This is a genomic window from Streptomyces sp. NPDC059371, assembly GCF_042751995.1.
GTDB lineage: Bacteria > Actinomycetota > Actinomycetes > Streptomycetales > Streptomycetaceae > Streptomyces.
Window position 1 is genome coordinate 16619 of record NZ_JBHYXD010000071.1, and the last position, 16136, is coordinate 32754.

The following is a 16136-nucleotide window of genomic DNA, read 5'->3' on the forward strand; positions in this document are numbered from 1 at the left end:
TCGCGTCGGGGGCCGGATGCCGCCGGGAGCGCGTTCCCGGTGTGCGGTCGCGAACCCCCGCGGTCCCGCGCGAGGCCGCCGCGTCCCGGGTGTGGCCGGGGCGTATGCCACCGGCGGCCCATCATTCCATCTCCCGGGGCCACACGCCGAATGATCACCCCCGGTCACGCGTCCACCACCTCGGCTTCTCTATGCTCGGGGGCGAACCTTCGCATCCATGAGGAGCAGAGCAATGAGCGAAAACGTCTACTTCGAGGTCACGGCCGACGGCCAGCCGCTGGGCCGCATCGAGTTCAAGCTCTACGACGACGTCGTCCCGAAGACCGCGCAGAACTTCCGTGAGCTCGCCACCGGCAAACACGGTTTCGGTTACGAGGGCTCGCCGTTCCATCGCGTGATCCCGGACTTCATGCTCCAGGGCGGCGACTTCACGCGGCAGAACGGCACGGGCGGCAAGAGCATCTACGGCGAGAAGTTCGCCGATGAGAACTTCAAGCTCAAGCACACCAAGCCGGGTCAGCTGTCCATGGCGAACGCGGGCCCGAACACCAACGGCTCGCAGTTCTTCATCACCACCATCGTCACCGGCTGGCTGGACGGCAAGCACGTCGTCTTCGGCGAGGTCGTCGAGGGCATGGACGTCGTGAAGGCGATCGAGGCGCTCGGCAGCGGTTCCGGCACCACCTCGAAGAAGATCGTCATCTCCAAGAGCGGCACCGTCTGAGCGGTCCGGCAGCCCCTCCCGGGTCCGTCCCGCGGACTCGTGCCGGCGGGGGCGGTGGGTGACGCACCCGCCGCCACCGCCGGGCGGTCCGCCGCACGGGACCCCGCGGCCACCGGAACCGATCGTGCCCCACGGGTCGCGGCGCCTCGAAAGAGTTCAGCCGGATTCGTGGCCGGAACCCGTACTCCAGGGGACCGGCCCGCCCGCGAGGGGTAGCCCTCCCCGGACACGCCTAAGCGTGCTGGGGTTGGGGGGAGCTGGCCCGAGTGAGTTGGTGGGGGCGGACACCGGGTAGACGCTTGTCAGCACGCGCGCAGCGGCGCCGAGCCGTCCGCCGACTGCGTGCGGAAGGGGCTTACGGGCCCATACTGCGTGACGTGCTGCCCGCTCTCACGGGGGTCGTCATCACCTTGTGCGCGGTCGTCGCCGGACTCGCCGTCGGTTACCGCGTGGCCGGTATCGGCGTACCCGTCGCCGCTCTGGCCGTCCTGGCCGTCGTGACCCCCGCCGCGGTGCGGCGGCACCGGCCGACGGCCCGCCGGCGCCTCGGCTTCTACACACCCGAGGAACTCGCGGAGCTGGACACCCAGGGGCTGGCCCTGGCCGTCTCCCGGATGCTGCGCCGGGACGGCTGGCGCGTGCTCCAGCCGCGCGGAACCGAGGACCGCGTCCGGGTCCGCGCGCGGAACGGTCACGGTCACCGTCTGGAGGTCGCCTTCCGGCCCGTGGCCGAGCCGCTGCCGGACGAGGACACGCCCTCGCGTTCGGGCCGTCCGGGCGGTCCAGCCCCGCCTCTGAGGCTCGTGGTGCACCGCGGGGCCTTCACCCGGCGTGACGTGCAGTGGGCGCGACGCCAGGGCGGTGTCCGTCTCATCGACGGTTCGTGCCTGCGGCACTGGGCGCACGGAACCCCGCTGAACGAACTCGGCGACTCCTCCTGGAGCCCGTACGAACCCTCGTCCTGAGCCCGTACGAACCCCTCCTCCCGAGCCCGTACGAACCGATCTCCGAGCCCGCCCGGACCGGCCCGCGGCCGCATCACCCCCACCACAGTCCTCACTCCGAGCACGGGCGCAACAGCGGTTTCTTCGGCAACAGACGAGGTCAGCGGCATGTACACCCTCCGACCAGGTAGTTGAAGGAAAGCCCTTCGCACGGGCCGACGGGCCGCATAGCGTGCGAGGACCCGAGCCGTTCCCCCACTGTCCCGCGGCCCGTGCACGCCGGGCCCGCACCCCACCAGGAGGCCGGCATGTCGTACGACAGCTCCGCCCCGCGGCCCGCGCGACCGCCGCGGGGACACCACAACTCCTTCGCCCCGCACGTCCCGGACCCCTCCGCGGCGGAACCCTTACGCGGCGGGGCATCACCCCACGCCTGGACCGGGCACCACCGCGATCTGCGCATCCTGCGGCGCGCCTACCGCCGCCAGCGGCGCGTGACCACCTTCGCGGTGCTCGGCTGTTTCACCCTCTTCCTCGGCCTCTGCGCCGGATACCCCGGTCTGATGGACCGTCCCGTCGCAGGCGGTCTCTCGGCCGGCCTGGTCATCGCCCTCTGCCAGATCCCCGCCACCTGGCTCGCCGTGCTCGTCTACGAACGCACCGCCCGCCGCTACGTCGACCCGCTCGCCCACCGTGTGAACCGGAGCGTGCCGTGGGCGAGTGGCGAGCAGGGGCGGAAGCGGTGAGCGGCTTCGCCGGCTCCACGCAGTCCTGGTCCCTCGTCGCCTTCTCGATCGCCGTCACGGTCACGCTGCTGCTGTGCGTTCTCACCGGCCCCGACAGTGACGACCTCGCCGAGTTCTACACCGGCTACCGCTCGCTCTCCCCGCTGCGCAACGGGCTCGCCATCGCCGGCGACTACATCTCCGCGGCGACCGTCCTGACCATCGGCGGCGTGATCGCCCTGTGCGGTTTCGACGGGGTCGTCCTGGCTCTCAGCACCCTGCTCTCGCTGCTCGTGCTGATGTTCCTGCTGGCCGAACCCCTGCGGAACACGGGCACGTTCACCATGGGCGACGTGCTGGCCCGCCGGATGCCGAGCCGGACCGTGAGGATCACGGGGTGCGCGGTCACGATCGCGGCGCTCGTACCGATGATGCTCGTCCAACTCGCCAGTACAGGGCAGTTGTTGGCGTACATCCTCGGCTTCACGGACAGCTCCATGAAAACGGGCTGCATCGTCGGCGTCGGCACCCTGATGATCACCTACGCGGCCATCGGCGGCATGCGGGGCACCGCGTTGATCCAGCTCCTGAAGATGGTCGTGCTCCTCGGTTCCGGAATCGCCGTCGCACTGCTGATCCTCAGCCGGTTCCACTGGAACCCCGGGGCGCTGTTCACCACGGCCGCGCACCGCAGCGGCTCACCGGACGCGTTCCTGCACGGCGGACTCCAGTTCGCGGGAGGCCCGCACCCCCGGCTCGACATGATCAGCACCCAGTTCGCCATCGTGCTGGGCGGTGCCTGTCTGCCGCATGTGACCATGCGGATGTTCACCGCGAACAGCGCCCGCCAGGTACGGCGTTCGATGTCCTGGGCGGTGTCCTCGGTGGCGTTGTTCATGCTGGTGGCGGGCGTCATCGCCATCGGTGCGACGGCGATGATCGGCCGGTCCGGCGTCACCGCCGCCGACCCGCGCGGGCACACCGCGTATCTGCTGGGCGCACGTGCCGCGTTCGGCCCCGTGGTGTCCCGGGCGGAGACCCTGGTGTTCACCACGGTCACCACGGCGATCTTCCTCACCCTGCTCGCCTCCGTCGCCGGCATGACCCTCGCCTGTGCCAACTCACTCGCCCACGACGTCTTCGCGGGCCGCGGCACCACCATGTCGTCCCGGCGCGAGACGGCCTTCGCGCGCGGCTCCGCCCTGGTCGTCGGCGCGCCCGTGATCGCCCTCGCGGTCCTCGTCCAGGACCGGAGTCTTCAGCCGCTGGCCACGATGTCCTTCTGCGTGGGCGCCTCGGCGATCGCCCCGGCCCTGGTCTACAGCCTCTTCTGGCGCCGCTACACCCGCGCCGGTCTGCTGAGCACGCTCATCGGCGGCACGCTCGCCGTCCTGGTGCTGATGCCGGGCACCAGACTGGTGTCCGGCTCCCCGACGTCCGCCTTTCCCGCCGCCGACTTCAACTGGTTCCCGTTCACCACCACGGGGCTGGTGTCCATCCCCCTCGGCTTCGCGTTCGGCTGGCTCGGCAGCATGCTGTCCGGACGCCGCGCGGCGGACCGGGAACGCGGGGTGTACGAGAGTGTCGAGAGCCTGATCCTCGCGGGGCCGCGGCCCCGGGACCGGTGAGGGTCGCGGGCCGCGGCCGATGGAGCGATCGGAGCCGCGGGAGCGGTGAGAGTCGCGGGATCGCCGCCGCCCTCACCGGGGAGTCGCCCTCTACCCGACCTGTGCCGTCACCGGTTCAGGAGCCGTCGACCACGATCTCGCGCTTGAGGATCTTGCCGGTGGGTCCCTTGGGCAGTTCGGCCGCGATCGTGACGAGGCGGGGGTACTTGTACGCCGCGACCCGCTCCTTGGCGTGCGCGCGGATCTCCTCGGACGTGGCCTCGGCGCCGGGCCTGAGCGTGACCACGGCCGCGACCTCCTCACCGTGCAGGGGATGCGGCACGCCCACGACGGCGGCCTCGGCGACGGCGGGGTGCTCGTACAGCACCTCCTCGATCTCGCGCGGGTAGACGTTGTAGCCGCCGCGGATGATCATGTCCTTCTTGCGGTCGACGATGAAGTAGAAGCCGTCCTCGTCGACGCGGGCCAGATCGCCGCTGTGGAACCATCCGTCGCGGACCGCGTCCGCGGTGGCGTCCGGACGGTTCCAGTACCCGGTCATGACGTTCTCGCCGCGGATGGCGATCTCGCCCACCTCTCCGGGCGCGGCCGTGCCGCCGTCCTCGGCGACGAGCCGCATCGCGACCCCGCGGATGGGCACGCCGATCGAGCCCGCCTTGCGCGGACGGTCCGGGTGGTTGAACGCGGCGACCGGTGACGTCTCGGACAGCCCGTAGCCCTCGAGGACGGCCGCGCCGAAGCGCCTCTCGAATCCGTGCAGGACCTCGACCGGAAGCGCGGCCCCGCCGGAGACGGCCAGGCGCACCAGCCCGGCGTCGAAGCCGTCGGGGAGTTCGGCGTGCAGCAGCGCCGCGTACATGGTCGGCACGCCGAGGAAGACGGTGACCTTGTCGCGGGCGATGATCTCCAGCGCGCCGCGCGGGTCGAACCGGGGCAGCAGGGTCAGCGTGGCTCCGGTCGCGACGGCCACGTTGAGCGCGCAGGTCTGGCCGAAGGCGTGGAAGAGGGGAAGGCCGCCGAAGAGCACGTCGTCGGGTCCGACCCGGAGGAGGGTCTCGGCCGTGGTGAGCGTGTTGCTCGTCAGGTTCCGGTGGGAGAGTTCGGCGCCCTTGGGCGTTCCGGTGGTGCCGGAGGTGTAGAGGATGAGGGCGGGATCCTCGTCGGCCCGGTCCGGGGTGTCGCGCAGGGGCTCGTGGTCGCGCAGCAGGGCGTCGAAGGCCTCGGGGTCGGTCACCAGGCAGTCGGTGCCCGTCTCGGCGGCGGCCTTCGTCACCTCGTCGGCGAACAGCGGGAACACCAGCGCGACGCGCGCTCCGCAGTCGCGCAGGGTGAAGGCGACCTCGCGGGCCTTGAGCAGCGGGTTCATCGGGACGACGACACCGCCGGCCCGCAGGATGCCGTAATAGAGGACGGGGAACAGCGGGACGTTGGGCATGGTCAGCGCGACACGGTCGCCCGGCTGGACGCCGCGGTCCCGCAGCAGCGCGGCCACCCGCGCGCTCGCGTCGTCGAGTTCGGCGTAGGTGAGCGTGTGGTCGTCGTGGCGGACGGCTACGTTCTCGCCGTGGGCCGCGACGGTGGCGGCCAGAAGGGTGACGAGGTTGGTCATGCCGTGGATCTCCTTGCGTTCGTCGCGCGGGTCGCGGCGGTGCCGCGCGGTCGGATCACATCGCGAAGCGTGACCCAGCGGTGTGCGTCCTGGCTACCGGGCCCCGGCGGGAAGACCGGCCAGAGCCGCGGCAGATGGCGCCGGTGTTCCGGCGGGCCAGGCGCGTCCGCCACTGTTCGGGGTCCGTGAACGCGGGGCCCGCCCACACCGAGGGGCCCGAGAAGAGCGCGGGCCGGGACGGCGCCCGGTCCGTTTCGTCGGTCCTGTCATGTTCGCCTCCAATCCGTCGCGCGTTCACCTGCCGGTGAGCGGCCCCCCATGAGCGGCCCGGCAGGTGAACGGCGTCATGCTAGGTTCCTCGACCACCGCCGCGCTTGTCATGGCGGGACAGGAGACTTGGCTTTTCGGGACATCCCTGGAGCGTGCCCATGAGACCGCTGGTCCGCACCGCAGCCCTGAGCGGCTATGTCGAGCTGTGCCGCTCCCTGGACATCGATCCGCAGGCGTTGCTGAAGCGGGTGGGTCTGGACACCGCCGCCCTCACCGTCCAGGACCGGTGGATCTCCGGTACGGCGGCCGTCCAGGTGCTGGAGCTGTCGGCGGCCGAGTCGGGCCACGAGGACTTCGGGGTCAGGCTGGCGGAGTTCCGCCGCTTCTCCACTCTCGGCCCCATCAGCCTCGTGGTCCGCGAGGAACCGGACGTACGCAGCGCGCTGGAACTCCTGATCCGCCATCAGTACATGTACAACGAGGTGCTGCACACCCGGCTGTCCGAGGGCGACGGACTGGCCACGCTGAAGGTGGACCTGCGGCTCGGCGAGGCGATGGAGTCGCGGCAGGCGACGGAGCTGGCCGTCGCCGCCTTCCACCGCATCCTGAGCGACTTCCTGCACGCCCGCTGGCAGCCGCTGTCCGTGTGGTTCCGGCACTCCGCGCCGGCCGACACCTCCGCGCACCGGCACGCGTTCGGGCCCATCGTCCAGTTCGACCGCGAGATCGACGGGATCGTCTTCTACGCCGACGACCTGGACGCCCCCAACGCCATGGCGGACCCGCTGATGCGCGAGTACGCCCGTCAGTACTTCGACGCGATCGCCGTACCGAAGGACACCACGGCCGCGGACCGGGTGCGTGAACTGATCGAGGTCCTGCTGCCGACCGGGCGCTGTTCGATCGAGCAGGTCGCGCGCAGCCTCGGCGTCGACCGGCGCACGGTGCACCGCCATCTGGGCGCGTCGGGCGAGACGTTCTCCTCGCTCCTCAACGTCACCCGACGCCATCTCGCGGAGCAGTTCGTGGCGAACCCCCGGCGGTCGCTGACGGAGATCTCCGACCTGCTGGGGTTCTCGTCGCTGAGCGGGTTCTCCCGGTGGTTCCGCGAGCAGTTCGGGTGCAGCCCGCGAGCGTGGCGCGGGAGCAGGACTCCGTAGCGGCCCCCGCCCCGCCGGCGGTCCCAACTCCCTTGCCGGTACTGACGTGACGGGCGGGACGGCTGTACGGGCCGCACGTCGGTCCCTTCGCGTGCCGCCCCACCGATGTCCCCAAATGACAAATCATCTGTCCCCTGACGGCAAGCATGTCTCTGGACTCGGCCCTACCTTTGCACCACCGCACAGCACAACGCGGTCGGCCGTCGGAGGGAGCCGAACCACTCCCCCGGACTCCCTCCGGACCGGCCGACCGCGGCGGGCCGCCTCGCGCCCGCTGTCACCGGTGCCCCGCATCGATCCCCGCCGGACGTCCCAGGCCCGCGCAGCACGCGGCGATGCCCCCGGCGAGTGATCACCGATCCGACGAAGGAGACGGACCGTGCATTTTCACGACGACTCGCTCTTCCCCGAGAACCAGGAAAAACTCGTCATCCAGGCCGCCCCCTACGGGCCCGAATGGCTTCCCGGCGACGCCGACGACCTTCCCCTGACGATGGACGAGCACGTGCAGGCGGCCGTCGACTGCTACAACGCCGGTGCCACCGTTCTCCACATCCACGTCCGCGAGCTCGACGGCAAGGGCTCCAAGCGCCTGTCCATGTTCAACGAGTTGATAGGACGACTGCGCGAGGCCGTGCCGGACATGGTCCTGCAGATCGGCGGGTCGATCTCCTTCGCCCCCGAGGGCGCGGGCTCCGAGGCCAAGTGGCTCGATTTCGACAGCCGTCACATGCTCGCCGACCTGGACCCGAGGCCGGACCAGGTCACCATCGCGATCAACACCAGCCAGATGAACATCGTCGAGATCATGACCGACGACGATCTGGAAGGCACCTCGATCGCCAAGCCCGACTACTACAAGGCGTACCGGGACATGTACCTGGAGGCCGGCCCGGACTTCTACCTGGAGCACCTCAAGCGGCTGGGCGAGAACGGTATCCAGCCGCACTTCCAGCTCGCCACCCTGGCCCAGCTCGAAACCGTGGAACGGCTCATCCGGTCCGGCGTCCACACCGGCCCGCTGGTCCTCAACTACGTCGCGATCGGCGGCGGTTTCGCCGGCCGTCACCCCGCCGACCTGATCGAGTTCGTCCGTCGCGTCCCCGACGGCGCCGTCCTCACCATCGAGAGCTCCATGCGTGCCGTGGCACCCATGAACGCGATCGGCATCGCGCTCGGCGTGCACGTCCGGGTGGGCAACGAGGACAACCTGTGGCGGCGCAAGGGCGAGCGCATGTCCAGCGTCGAGCAGGTCGAGCAGATGGTGCAGATCTCCCAGGCGCTCGGCCGTGACATCGCGACCGGCGCCGAGGCCAGGAAGATCTACAAGATCGGCGAGACCTACTCGAGCACCGACGAGACCCTCGCCCGGCTCGGGATGGTGCCGAACCGCCGTCCGGGCCGGCGCGGCTTCATGCTGCGCGACGCCTGACCCCACCGCTCCCCGCCGCGCCGGTCCGCACCCGCGGATACGGCCCCCGCCCGCCCTACGGGCACGGCCCCCGGGGCGCCCCGTCCGGCTGCCGCACCGGCCGGCCCGGCGACCCGCCCCGGGCGGCGACCCGCCGTGGCCGCGGCCGCCACGCCACGGGGCCGCCGGGGCCAGACCCCCCGGTTCCGGCGGTCCCTTCCTCTCCCCGACCACCACCCGACACGAACAACGGAGCGCCCCCGTGGCCCACGCCATTCGATTCAAGGAGACCGGCGGTCCCGAGGTCCTGCGCCGGGAGGAGGTCGTCGTCGGCGACCCGGGCCCGGGCGAGGTCCGGATCCGCCACCACGCCGTCGGACTCAACTTCGCCGACACCTACTTCCGCACCGGCCTCTACCCCGCGCCGCTGCCCGCCGGGCTCGGTGTCGAGGCGGCGGGCGTGGTCGAGGCGGTCGGCGCGGGCGTCACCGGGTTCACGGAGGGCGACCGGGTCACGTACACCGGAAGTCCGCTCGGCGCGTACAGCACCGAACGTGTCATGCCCGTCGGCTCCCTGATCCGGCTGCCGGACGGCATCGGCTTCGAGACCGCCGCCGCGATGACCATGCGCGGTCTGACCTCCGCGTACCTGCTCCGCAGGATCCACCCCCTCGCGGCGGGTGACTCGATCCTGCTCACGGCCGCGGCGGGCGGTGTCGGCCTCATCGTCTGCCAGTGGGCCAAGCTGCTCGGGCTGAACGTCATCGGCACCGTGTCCACCGAGGAGAAGGCCGAACTGGCCCGGGCGCACGGCTGCGACCACGTCATCCACCATCAGCGGGAGAACGTGGCCGAGCGGGTGCGCGAACTCACCGACGGCGCCGGGGTCCCGGTGGTCTTCGACAGCGTCGGCAGGACCACGTACGCCGCCTCGCTCGCCTCGCTGCGACGCCGCGGCCTGCTCGTCTGCTTCGGCACCGCCTCGGGCCCCGTCCCGCCCATCGACGCCATGCAACTCGCCGTCCAGGGCTCCCTGTTCGTCACCCGGCCCGCCCTCGCCGACTACATCGCGGACCCCGCGGAGCGGGCCGAGCTCGCCGGCGAACTCTTCGAGCACGTCACCTCCGGACGCATCCGCATCCAGGTCAACCAGCGCTACGCACTTGACGACGCCGCCCAGGCGCACCGCGACCTGGAGGCCGGCCGGACCACCGGATCGTCCGTCTTCGTCCTCTGATCCCCGGCGTCCGCCGCGGTCGACACCACTCCCCTCCGCGCACTCCCGGGGACCAGCTCCCCCCCTTCCGCGTACTCCCCGCGGCCAACTCCGCCCCGTTTCCCAGCACTTCCCCGCGGTCAACTCCACTGCCTCCAGGAGGAAGCACCATGGAACACACGCTCGCTCCGCCCGAGGGCGCGCCGGTCCGCGCCCATCACCGCGGCTCGATCCGGGTCGAACCGCTGACCTGCTCGATCGGCGCGGAACTGTCCGGCGTGAACCTCGGCGACGCCGCGCGCGACGACGACCTCTTCGCGGAGATCAAGTCCCTGCTGCTCCAGTACAAGGTGCTGTTCCTGCGCGACCAGGACCTCACCCGCGCCGAACACGTCGCGTTCGCGGAGCGGTTCGGCGCGCTGGAGGACCATCCGGTGGCCGGCAGCGACCCCGAGCACCCCGGTCTGGTGCGGATCTACAAGGATCTGGACAGTCCTGCCGAGCACTACGAGAACGCCCTGCACACCGACGGCACGTGGCGCGAGAACCCCGCCATGGGCGCCGTACTGAGGTGTATCGAGGGTCCCCCCGTCGGCGGGGACACGATCTGGGTCAACATGGCCGAGGCCTACCGCCGGCTGCCCGAGGAGATCCGCACCAGGATCCGTGGACTGCGCGCCCGGCACAGCATCGAGGCCACGTTCGGCGCCGTCATGCCGCAGGAGAAGCGGCAGGCCCTCAAGGCGCAGTTCCCGGACGCGGAGCACCCGGTCGTGCGCGTCCACCCGGAGACCGGCGAGGAGATCCTCTTCGTCAACGCGTTCACCACGCACTTCGTCAACTACCACACGCCCGGGAACGTGCGGTTCGGACAGGACTTCGCGCCGGGCGCGAGCCTCCTGCTCAACTATCTGATCGCCCAGGCCGCGATCCCGGAGTACCAGGTGCGCTGGCGCTGGACCCCGAACAGCGTCGCCATCTGGGACAACCGCTCCACCCAGCACTACGCCGTACAGGACTACTGGCCCGCCGTCCGCCGCATGGAGCGCGCGGGAATCGTCGGCGACAGACCCTTCTGACCCCGTCTTTTCCAACAGCTCGTGAGGTGATGACAATGGAGTTGCACACCCCTGCTGGAACCGTCCCCGGGACGGACCCGACCGTCTCGTCCGTCTCGTCTGTCTCATCCGTCTCGTCCGGGTGGCCCGTGCCCCGACGTTATGCCTGGGTGGTCTTCGCCCTCAGTTTCGGCCTGCTGCTGTCCGACTACATGTCCCGGCAGGTCCTCAACGCCGTCTTCCCGGATCTCAAGAGCGAGTGGCTGCTCTCGGACGCCAGGCTCGGCACACTCAGCAGTGTCGTCGCCCTCATGGTCGGCCTGCTCACCTTCCCCATGTCCCTCATCGCCGACCGCTGGGGCCGGGTGAAGAGCCTGCTCCTCGCCGCGGTGATGTGGAGCGTGGCGACCCTCGGCTGCGCGCTCTCCGCGAACTACGACCAGATGTTCGTCGGCCGCCTCTTCGTGGGCGTCGGCGAGGCGGCGTACGGAAGTGTCGGCATCGCCGTCGTCCTGAGCATCTTCCCGATCGGGCTGCGCGCCACCCTCTCCGGCGCCTTCATCGCGGGCGGGGCCTTCGGTTCGGTCCTCGGCGTCTCGATCGGCGGCGCCGTCGCCGAACACCTCGGCTGGCGCTGGGCGTTCGGCGTCATGGGTGTCTTCGGCCTGGTGCTGGCCGCGGTCTACGGTTTCGTCGTCACCGAGAAGAGGCTGAGGCCGGAGGCCGGTTCCACCGGAGCCGGGGCCGATGCGGGGCCGCGCGGCCGGCTGCGCCAGCTGCTGCCCCGGCTGTTCTCCTCCGTCTCGGTGATCAGCGCCTACGTGGGCAGCGGTCTCCAACTGTTCATCGCCGCGTCCCTGATGGTCTGGCTGCCCAGCTACTTCAACCGCTACTACGACATGCCCACCGCGAAGGCGGGCGCGACGGCCGGCGTCTTCATCCTCGTGATCGGGATCGGCATGATCGGCGGCGGCATCGTCTCCGACCGCGTCAGCCGGGCGTTCCCCATCCGTAAGTGGGCGGTCGCCATCGGGTGCAGCCTCGGCTCGCTCGCCCTGCTCATGACCGCGTTCCGGCTGCCGACCGGGCCGCTCCAGCTCATGGTGCTGGCGGCCGGAGCCCTGCTGTCGGCCGCCACGGCCGGTCCCGCGACCGCCATGGTGGCCAACCTGACTCCCGCGGCCATCTCCGCGACGGCGTTCGCCACCCTGACCTTCGCCAACAGCCTCCTCGGGCTGGCTCCCGGCCCCGCCGTCACGGGCGCGCTCGCCGACCACATGGGGCTGCTCGGCGCCCTGCGGATCGTCCCGCTCACTGCGCTCGCCGCCACCACCGCGTTCCTCATCGGCCGTCACTTCTACGAGCGTGATCTGCGCCGCCTGACGAGCGGCCCCGCCCCGGCGGCGGAGCCGGAGGACGCGGTGGTGACCGCGTGAGCGGCGGAACCGACCCGGTGACCGCGAGCACCGGCCCGGCGGCCGTGACCACGGACCCGGTGGCCGAGACGACCGATCCGGTGATCGCGAGCACCAGCCCGGTGGCCGAGACGACCGATCCGGTGATCGTGATCGTCCCGGGGCTGCGCGATCATGTCGCGGACCACTGGCAGACCCTGCTGGCGGACCGGCTGACCGAGGCGGGACGGACCGTACGCACCGTCCCACCGCTCACCGAGAACGGCCTGAGCCGCGAGGCCCGGGTCGCGGCGCTCGACAAGGTGATCTCGGAGACCGAGGGCCCCGTCGTACTCGTCGCGCACAGCGCCGGCGTGATCACCACGGTCCACTGGGCCCAGGGAGACACGGCCCGGGTGCGCGGAGCCCTGCTCGCGACACCACCGGACTTCGGCACCCCGCTGCCCGAGGGCTATCCGACCCCGGACGTCCTCCACGAGAACGGCTGGACGCCGGTGCCCCGGACCCCGCTGCCCTTCCCCAGCCTCGTCGCGGCCAGCGCGAACGACCCCCTCGGCACGGCCGAGCGGGTCGCCGCACTGGCCCGCGACTGGGGCGCCACCCTGGTCGAACTCGGCGAGGTCGGCCATCTCAACCCCGCGTCCGGCCACGGCCCGTGGCCGCGCGCGGAGGAACTGCTCCACGACGTGGAAACCGGCTGAACGGCCGCGTCCAGCCCGGAAAGGCACCCGATGAACACCGAAACCGACCTGCTGTGGTCCCCCGGTCGCCGCGAGGTGGAGGACTCCGGCGTCGCGCGCTTCATGGCTTGGGTGGGCGAGGTACGGGGACTCCACTTCTCCGACTACGCCGAGCTGTGGCGGTGGAGTTCCACCGATCTCGCGGGATTCTGGTCGGCGGTGTGGGAGTTCTACGGGCTGGACGCGGTCTCCGGCTACGACGAGGTCCTGGCCGACGCGTCGATGCCGGGAGCCGACTGGTTCCCCGGCGCCCGGCTCAACTTCGCCGAACGCTGCTTCGCCCGGGCCACGGACGCCCGCCCGGCGCTCGTCAGCCTGACCGAGGGCGGCACGCCCGAGGAGACCTCCTGGCACGAACTGCGCCGGCAGGTCGCCGATGTCGCGGCGGCGTTGCGCGGCATGGGCGTCGAGTCCGGCGACTGCGTGGCCGGATACCTCCCCAACCTCCGGCAGACCGTGGTGGCGCTGCTCGCCACGGCCGCCGTCGGCGCCGTCTGGACGGCCTGCTCCCCGGACTTCGGCACGCCCGCCGTGCTCGCCCGGCTCCGCCAGGCACGGCCGAAGGTCCTGGTCGCGGCCGACGGATACCGCTACGGCGGCAAGACGTACGACAGACGCCCGGAGGTCGCCGAACTCGTGGACGGACTGCCCACCGTCCGCCACGTCCTCGCCGTCGACAGCCTGTTCACCGTCCCGGCCGACCCGTGGTCCGGGCGGCCCGGCGTCCGGCAGCACGCCTGGTCGGCGCTGCCCTCGGCGGACGGTGAGCCGGAGTTCGCCGAGGTGCCCTTCGACCACCCGCTGTGGATCCTCTGGTCGTCCGGAACGACCGGGATACCGAAGGGGATCGTCCAGGGGCACGGCGGCATCGTGGTCGAACTGCTCAAGGCACTGGGCCTGGGCATCGACCTGCGCGCCGACGACCGCTATCTCTTCGTCACGTCCACGAGCTGGATGGTGTGGAACTTCCTGGTCGGCGGGCTGCTGCACGGCACCACCGTCATCCTGTACGACGGCAGCCCGACGTATCCCGGCATCGACGGCGTCTGGGAGATCGCCGAACGGACCGGCGCGACCGTGCTCGGCCTGGGTGCCGCCTATCTCACCGCGGCGGAGAAGGCGGACACGCGTCCCGCGGACACGTTCGGGCTGGGCCGGCTGCGGACCGTCCTGCAGACCGGATCGACCCTGCCGCCCGGCACCTGGCGGTGGGTCCACGACCGGCTGACGCCCGGAGTGCGGCTCCAGTCCATCTGCGGCGGTACGGACGTCTGCTCGGTCCTCGCCGGAAGCACCCCGCTGCTGCCCGTCCGCGTCGGCCGCATCCAGGCGCCCGCCCTCGGCGTCGCCCTGGCCTCCTGGGACCCCGGGGGACGCCCGCTGACCGGTGAACAGGGCGAGCTGGTGGTGACCGCGCCGATGCCCTCCATGCCGCTCCGCTTCGTCGGCGACCCGGACGGCGCCCGCTACCGGGCCGGTTACTTCGACACCTACCCCGGCGTCTGGCGGCACGGCGACTGGGTCACCGTCGACACCGATCTGTCGGTCGTCGTCGCGGGGCGCTCCGACTCCACCCTGAACCGTTCCGGCGTACGCATGGGTTCCGCCGACATCTACGCCGTGGTCGACCAGCTCCCCGAGATCGCCGACAGCCTCGTCATCGGTGTCGAACAGCCCGACGGCGCCTACTTCATGCCGCTGTTCGTCGTGCCCGCCGAGGGCACCGCGCTCGACGACGCTCTGAGCCGGCACGTCGCCGCGGCCATCAGGAGCCGGCTGTCCCCGCGCCATGTGCCCGACGTGATCGTGCAGGTCCCCGCCGTCCCGCGCACCCTCACCGGCAAGAAGCTCGAAGTCCCGGTCAAACGCGTCCTCCAGGGCGCCCGCCCCGGCGAGGTCAGCAGCGAAGGGTCCATCACCCACCCGGAGATGCTGGCGTGGTTCGCGGAGTTCGCCGTCACCCGGGCATCGGACGCAGGACGCCAATCGTGATCAACGACCGGCCAATGACGATCAATTAGCGGTCCCTCGATATGCCTTTCGACGCTCCTTCCGTCAGTCCCGAAACAACCCGGCTGTCCCCTCCGGACGGTCCGTAGGGTCCGGGTCACCGGCCGGTCGGGAACTCCTCCGTCCGCGCGGTGACCCGAAGGAGACATCGGTATGGCAAATGTGGAGATCTCCCTCAAGGAGACGATGACGTCGATCGAGGGCGCGCTGGGCGTGGCCCTCGTCGACTACACGAGTGGCATGGCGCTGGGCACACTGGGGGGCGGCAAGGACCTCGACCTGAACGTCGCCGCGGCCGGCAACACCGACGTGGTCCGGGCCAAGGTGCGCACGATGGAGCACCTCGGGCTCAAGAGCAAGATCGAGGACGTACTCATCACGCTCGAGAACCAGTACCACGTGATCCGGCCCCTCACGGGCCGCAACGGCAACGGACTGTTCCTGTACCTCGTGCTCAACAAGGGGACGTCGAACCTGGCCATGGCCCGCCACCAGCTCGCACGCATCGAAGCCGAACTAGAGGTGTAGACAGCCACGTTCTCCGCGCCTTCGCATGCCCACGACTTGAAGACTTCTTCATTTAGGTACATCCAGATGGAGTCAATCCCGTGGGTGTGCGGAGGTGGAGCCGCCAGGATCGGTCCCTCGGGCACCGTTCGCGGCGCGCACGCGGACAGCCACCGCACCAGCCGGAGAAACAGCCCGTCCCCAGGCGGCAGGGAGCGAACGATTTTGAACAGGCAGGTTCCCCTCTACCAGGCCAAGGCCGAGTTCTTCCGCATGCTCGGACACCCTGTGCGCATCCGCGTCCTGGAGCTGCTGCAGAGCGGGCCCGTCTCGGTGCGCGACCTGCTCAGCGAGATCGAGGTCGAACCGTCCAACCTCTCGCAGCAACTGGCCGTACTGCGCCGCTCGGGCATCGTCGTGTCCATCCGCGAGGGGTCGACCGTCAGTTACGCGCTCGCGGGCGGCGACGTCGCCGAACTGCTGCGCGCCGCCCGCCGCATCCTCACCGAACTGCTCGCCGGACAGACCGAGTTGCTGGCCGAGCTCCGCCAGGCCGACGTCGGGACGGGCCTGCCTCCCGGTCCCCGCGAACCGCACCTCGTCGTCACCCGGTCCGCGGGGCCCTCGCCCGCGGGCCGCGGACACTGACGCACCCGCACCGCACCCCCGGCTGACGCCCCGACCCGCCCCGACCGACGCCCCGTCGCACCCCGGCTGAC

The 16136-nt window shown here is 71.1% G+C and carries 14 protein-coding genes; 13 read left to right on the top strand and 1 reads right to left on the bottom strand.

Features of this window, described 5'->3' with window-relative positions; genetic code table 11:
* Window positions 1-232 precede the first annotated feature (232 nt).
* The 4 genes from ACFXGX_RS30455 to ACFXGX_RS30470 all read left to right on the top strand — a co-directional run bounded on the left by ACFXGX_RS30455 (window position 233) and on the right by ACFXGX_RS30470 (window position 4021).
* Window positions 233-724: a peptidylprolyl isomerase gene (locus tag ACFXGX_RS30455; RefSeq protein WP_384797262.1), complete on the top strand. Its 492-nt coding sequence runs from the start codon at window positions 233-235 to the stop codon at window positions 722-724.
* Window positions 725-1101: 377 nt separating this feature from the next.
* Window positions 1102-1689, top strand: coding sequence for a hypothetical protein (locus ACFXGX_RS30460; RefSeq protein ID WP_384797265.1), 588 nt, complete (start codon window positions 1102-1104; stop codon window positions 1687-1689).
* 287 nt (window positions 1690-1976) lie between these two features.
* Window positions 1977-2414, top strand: coding sequence for a DUF485 domain-containing protein (locus ACFXGX_RS30465; protein ID WP_384797268.1), 438 nt, complete (start codon window positions 1977-1979; stop codon window positions 2412-2414).
* Entirely contained in the window at window positions 2411-4021 is a 1611-nt protein-coding gene (locus ACFXGX_RS30470) for a cation acetate symporter (protein WP_384797271.1), read from the top strand. The genes ACFXGX_RS30465 and ACFXGX_RS30470 overlap by 4 nt, the downstream gene beginning before the upstream one ends.
* 115 nt (window positions 4022-4136) lie before the next feature.
* Here ACFXGX_RS30470 and ACFXGX_RS30475 read toward each other — a convergent pair whose 3' ends face one another.
* Complete coding sequence (locus ACFXGX_RS30475; protein ID WP_384797274.1) at window positions 4137-5630, bottom strand: long-chain fatty acid--CoA ligase; 1494 nt, start codon at window positions 5628-5630, stop codon at window positions 4137-4139.
* 428 nt (window positions 5631-6058) lie between these two features.
* Between ACFXGX_RS30475 and ACFXGX_RS30480 the strand changes: the two genes are divergently transcribed.
* The 9 genes from ACFXGX_RS30480 to ACFXGX_RS30520 all read left to right on the top strand — a co-directional run bounded on the left by ACFXGX_RS30480 (window position 6059) and on the right by ACFXGX_RS30520 (window position 16065).
* Window positions 6059-7060, top strand: coding sequence for an AraC family transcriptional regulator (locus ACFXGX_RS30480; RefSeq protein WP_384797277.1), 1002 nt, complete (start codon window positions 6059-6061; stop codon window positions 7058-7060).
* 379 nt (window positions 7061-7439) lie between these two features.
* Entirely contained in the window at window positions 7440-8492 is a 1053-nt protein-coding gene (locus ACFXGX_RS30485) for a 3-keto-5-aminohexanoate cleavage protein (RefSeq protein WP_384797280.1), read from the top strand.
* A gap of 241 nt (window positions 8493-8733) precedes the next feature.
* Window positions 8734-9708, top strand: coding sequence for a quinone oxidoreductase family protein (locus ACFXGX_RS30490; protein WP_384797283.1), 975 nt, complete (start codon window positions 8734-8736; stop codon window positions 9706-9708).
* A 149-nt stretch (window positions 9709-9857) separates the two neighbouring features.
* Window positions 9858-10766 carry a TauD/TfdA dioxygenase family protein gene (locus tag ACFXGX_RS30495; protein WP_384797286.1) on the top strand — a complete coding sequence of 303 codons (909 nt, stop codon included), beginning with the start codon at window positions 9858-9860 and terminating at the stop codon, window positions 10764-10766.
* A gap of 128 nt (window positions 10767-10894) precedes the next feature.
* Window positions 10895-12181, top strand: a complete 1287-nt coding sequence (locus ACFXGX_RS30500) for an MFS transporter (RefSeq protein WP_384797289.1) — start codon at window positions 10895-10897, stop codon at window positions 12179-12181.
* On the top strand, window positions 12178-12861 hold the full coding sequence (locus tag ACFXGX_RS30505) for an RBBP9/YdeN family alpha/beta hydrolase (protein WP_384797292.1): 684 nt from the start codon (window positions 12178-12180) through the stop codon (window positions 12859-12861). Before ACFXGX_RS30500 ends, ACFXGX_RS30505 begins: the two co-directional genes overlap by 4 nt.
* A gap of 30 nt (window positions 12862-12891) precedes the next feature.
* Window positions 12892-14892 (top strand): acetoacetate--CoA ligase, encoded by a 2001-nt coding sequence (locus tag ACFXGX_RS30510; protein WP_384797295.1) that lies wholly within the window; start codon window positions 12892-12894, stop codon window positions 14890-14892.
* A gap of 171 nt (window positions 14893-15063) precedes the next feature.
* Complete coding sequence (locus ACFXGX_RS30515; protein ID WP_355775584.1) at window positions 15064-15438, top strand: hypothetical protein; 375 nt, start codon at window positions 15064-15066, stop codon at window positions 15436-15438.
* Between the two features lie 204 nt (window positions 15439-15642).
* Window positions 15643-16065, top strand: a complete 423-nt coding sequence (locus ACFXGX_RS30520; protein ID WP_384797298.1) for an ArsR/SmtB family transcription factor — start codon at window positions 15643-15645, stop codon at window positions 16063-16065.
* Window positions 16066-16136 lie beyond the last annotated feature (71 nt).

Coding starts and splice junctions, on each gene's coding strand:
- ACFXGX_RS30455 (WP_384797262.1), top strand. CDS start 233: ATGAGCGAAAACGTCTACTTCGAGGTCACGGCCGACGGCCAGCCGCTG.
- ACFXGX_RS30465 (WP_384797268.1), top strand. CDS start 1,977: ATGTCGTACGACAGCTCCGCCCCGCGGCCCGCGCGACCGCCGCGGGGA.
- ACFXGX_RS30475 (WP_384797274.1), bottom strand. CDS start 5,630: ATGACCAACCTCGTCACCCTTCTGGCCGCCACCGTCGCGGCCCACGGC.
- ACFXGX_RS30480 (WP_384797277.1), top strand. CDS start 6,059: ATGAGACCGCTGGTCCGCACCGCAGCCCTGAGCGGCTATGTCGAGCTG.
- ACFXGX_RS30495 (WP_384797286.1), top strand. CDS start 9,858: ATGGAACACACGCTCGCTCCGCCCGAGGGCGCGCCGGTCCGCGCCCAT.
- ACFXGX_RS30510 (WP_384797295.1), top strand. CDS start 12,892: ATGAACACCGAAACCGACCTGCTGTGGTCCCCCGGTCGCCGCGAGGTG.
- ACFXGX_RS30515 (WP_355775584.1), top strand. CDS start 15,064: ATGGCAAATGTGGAGATCTCCCTCAAGGAGACGATGACGTCGATCGAG.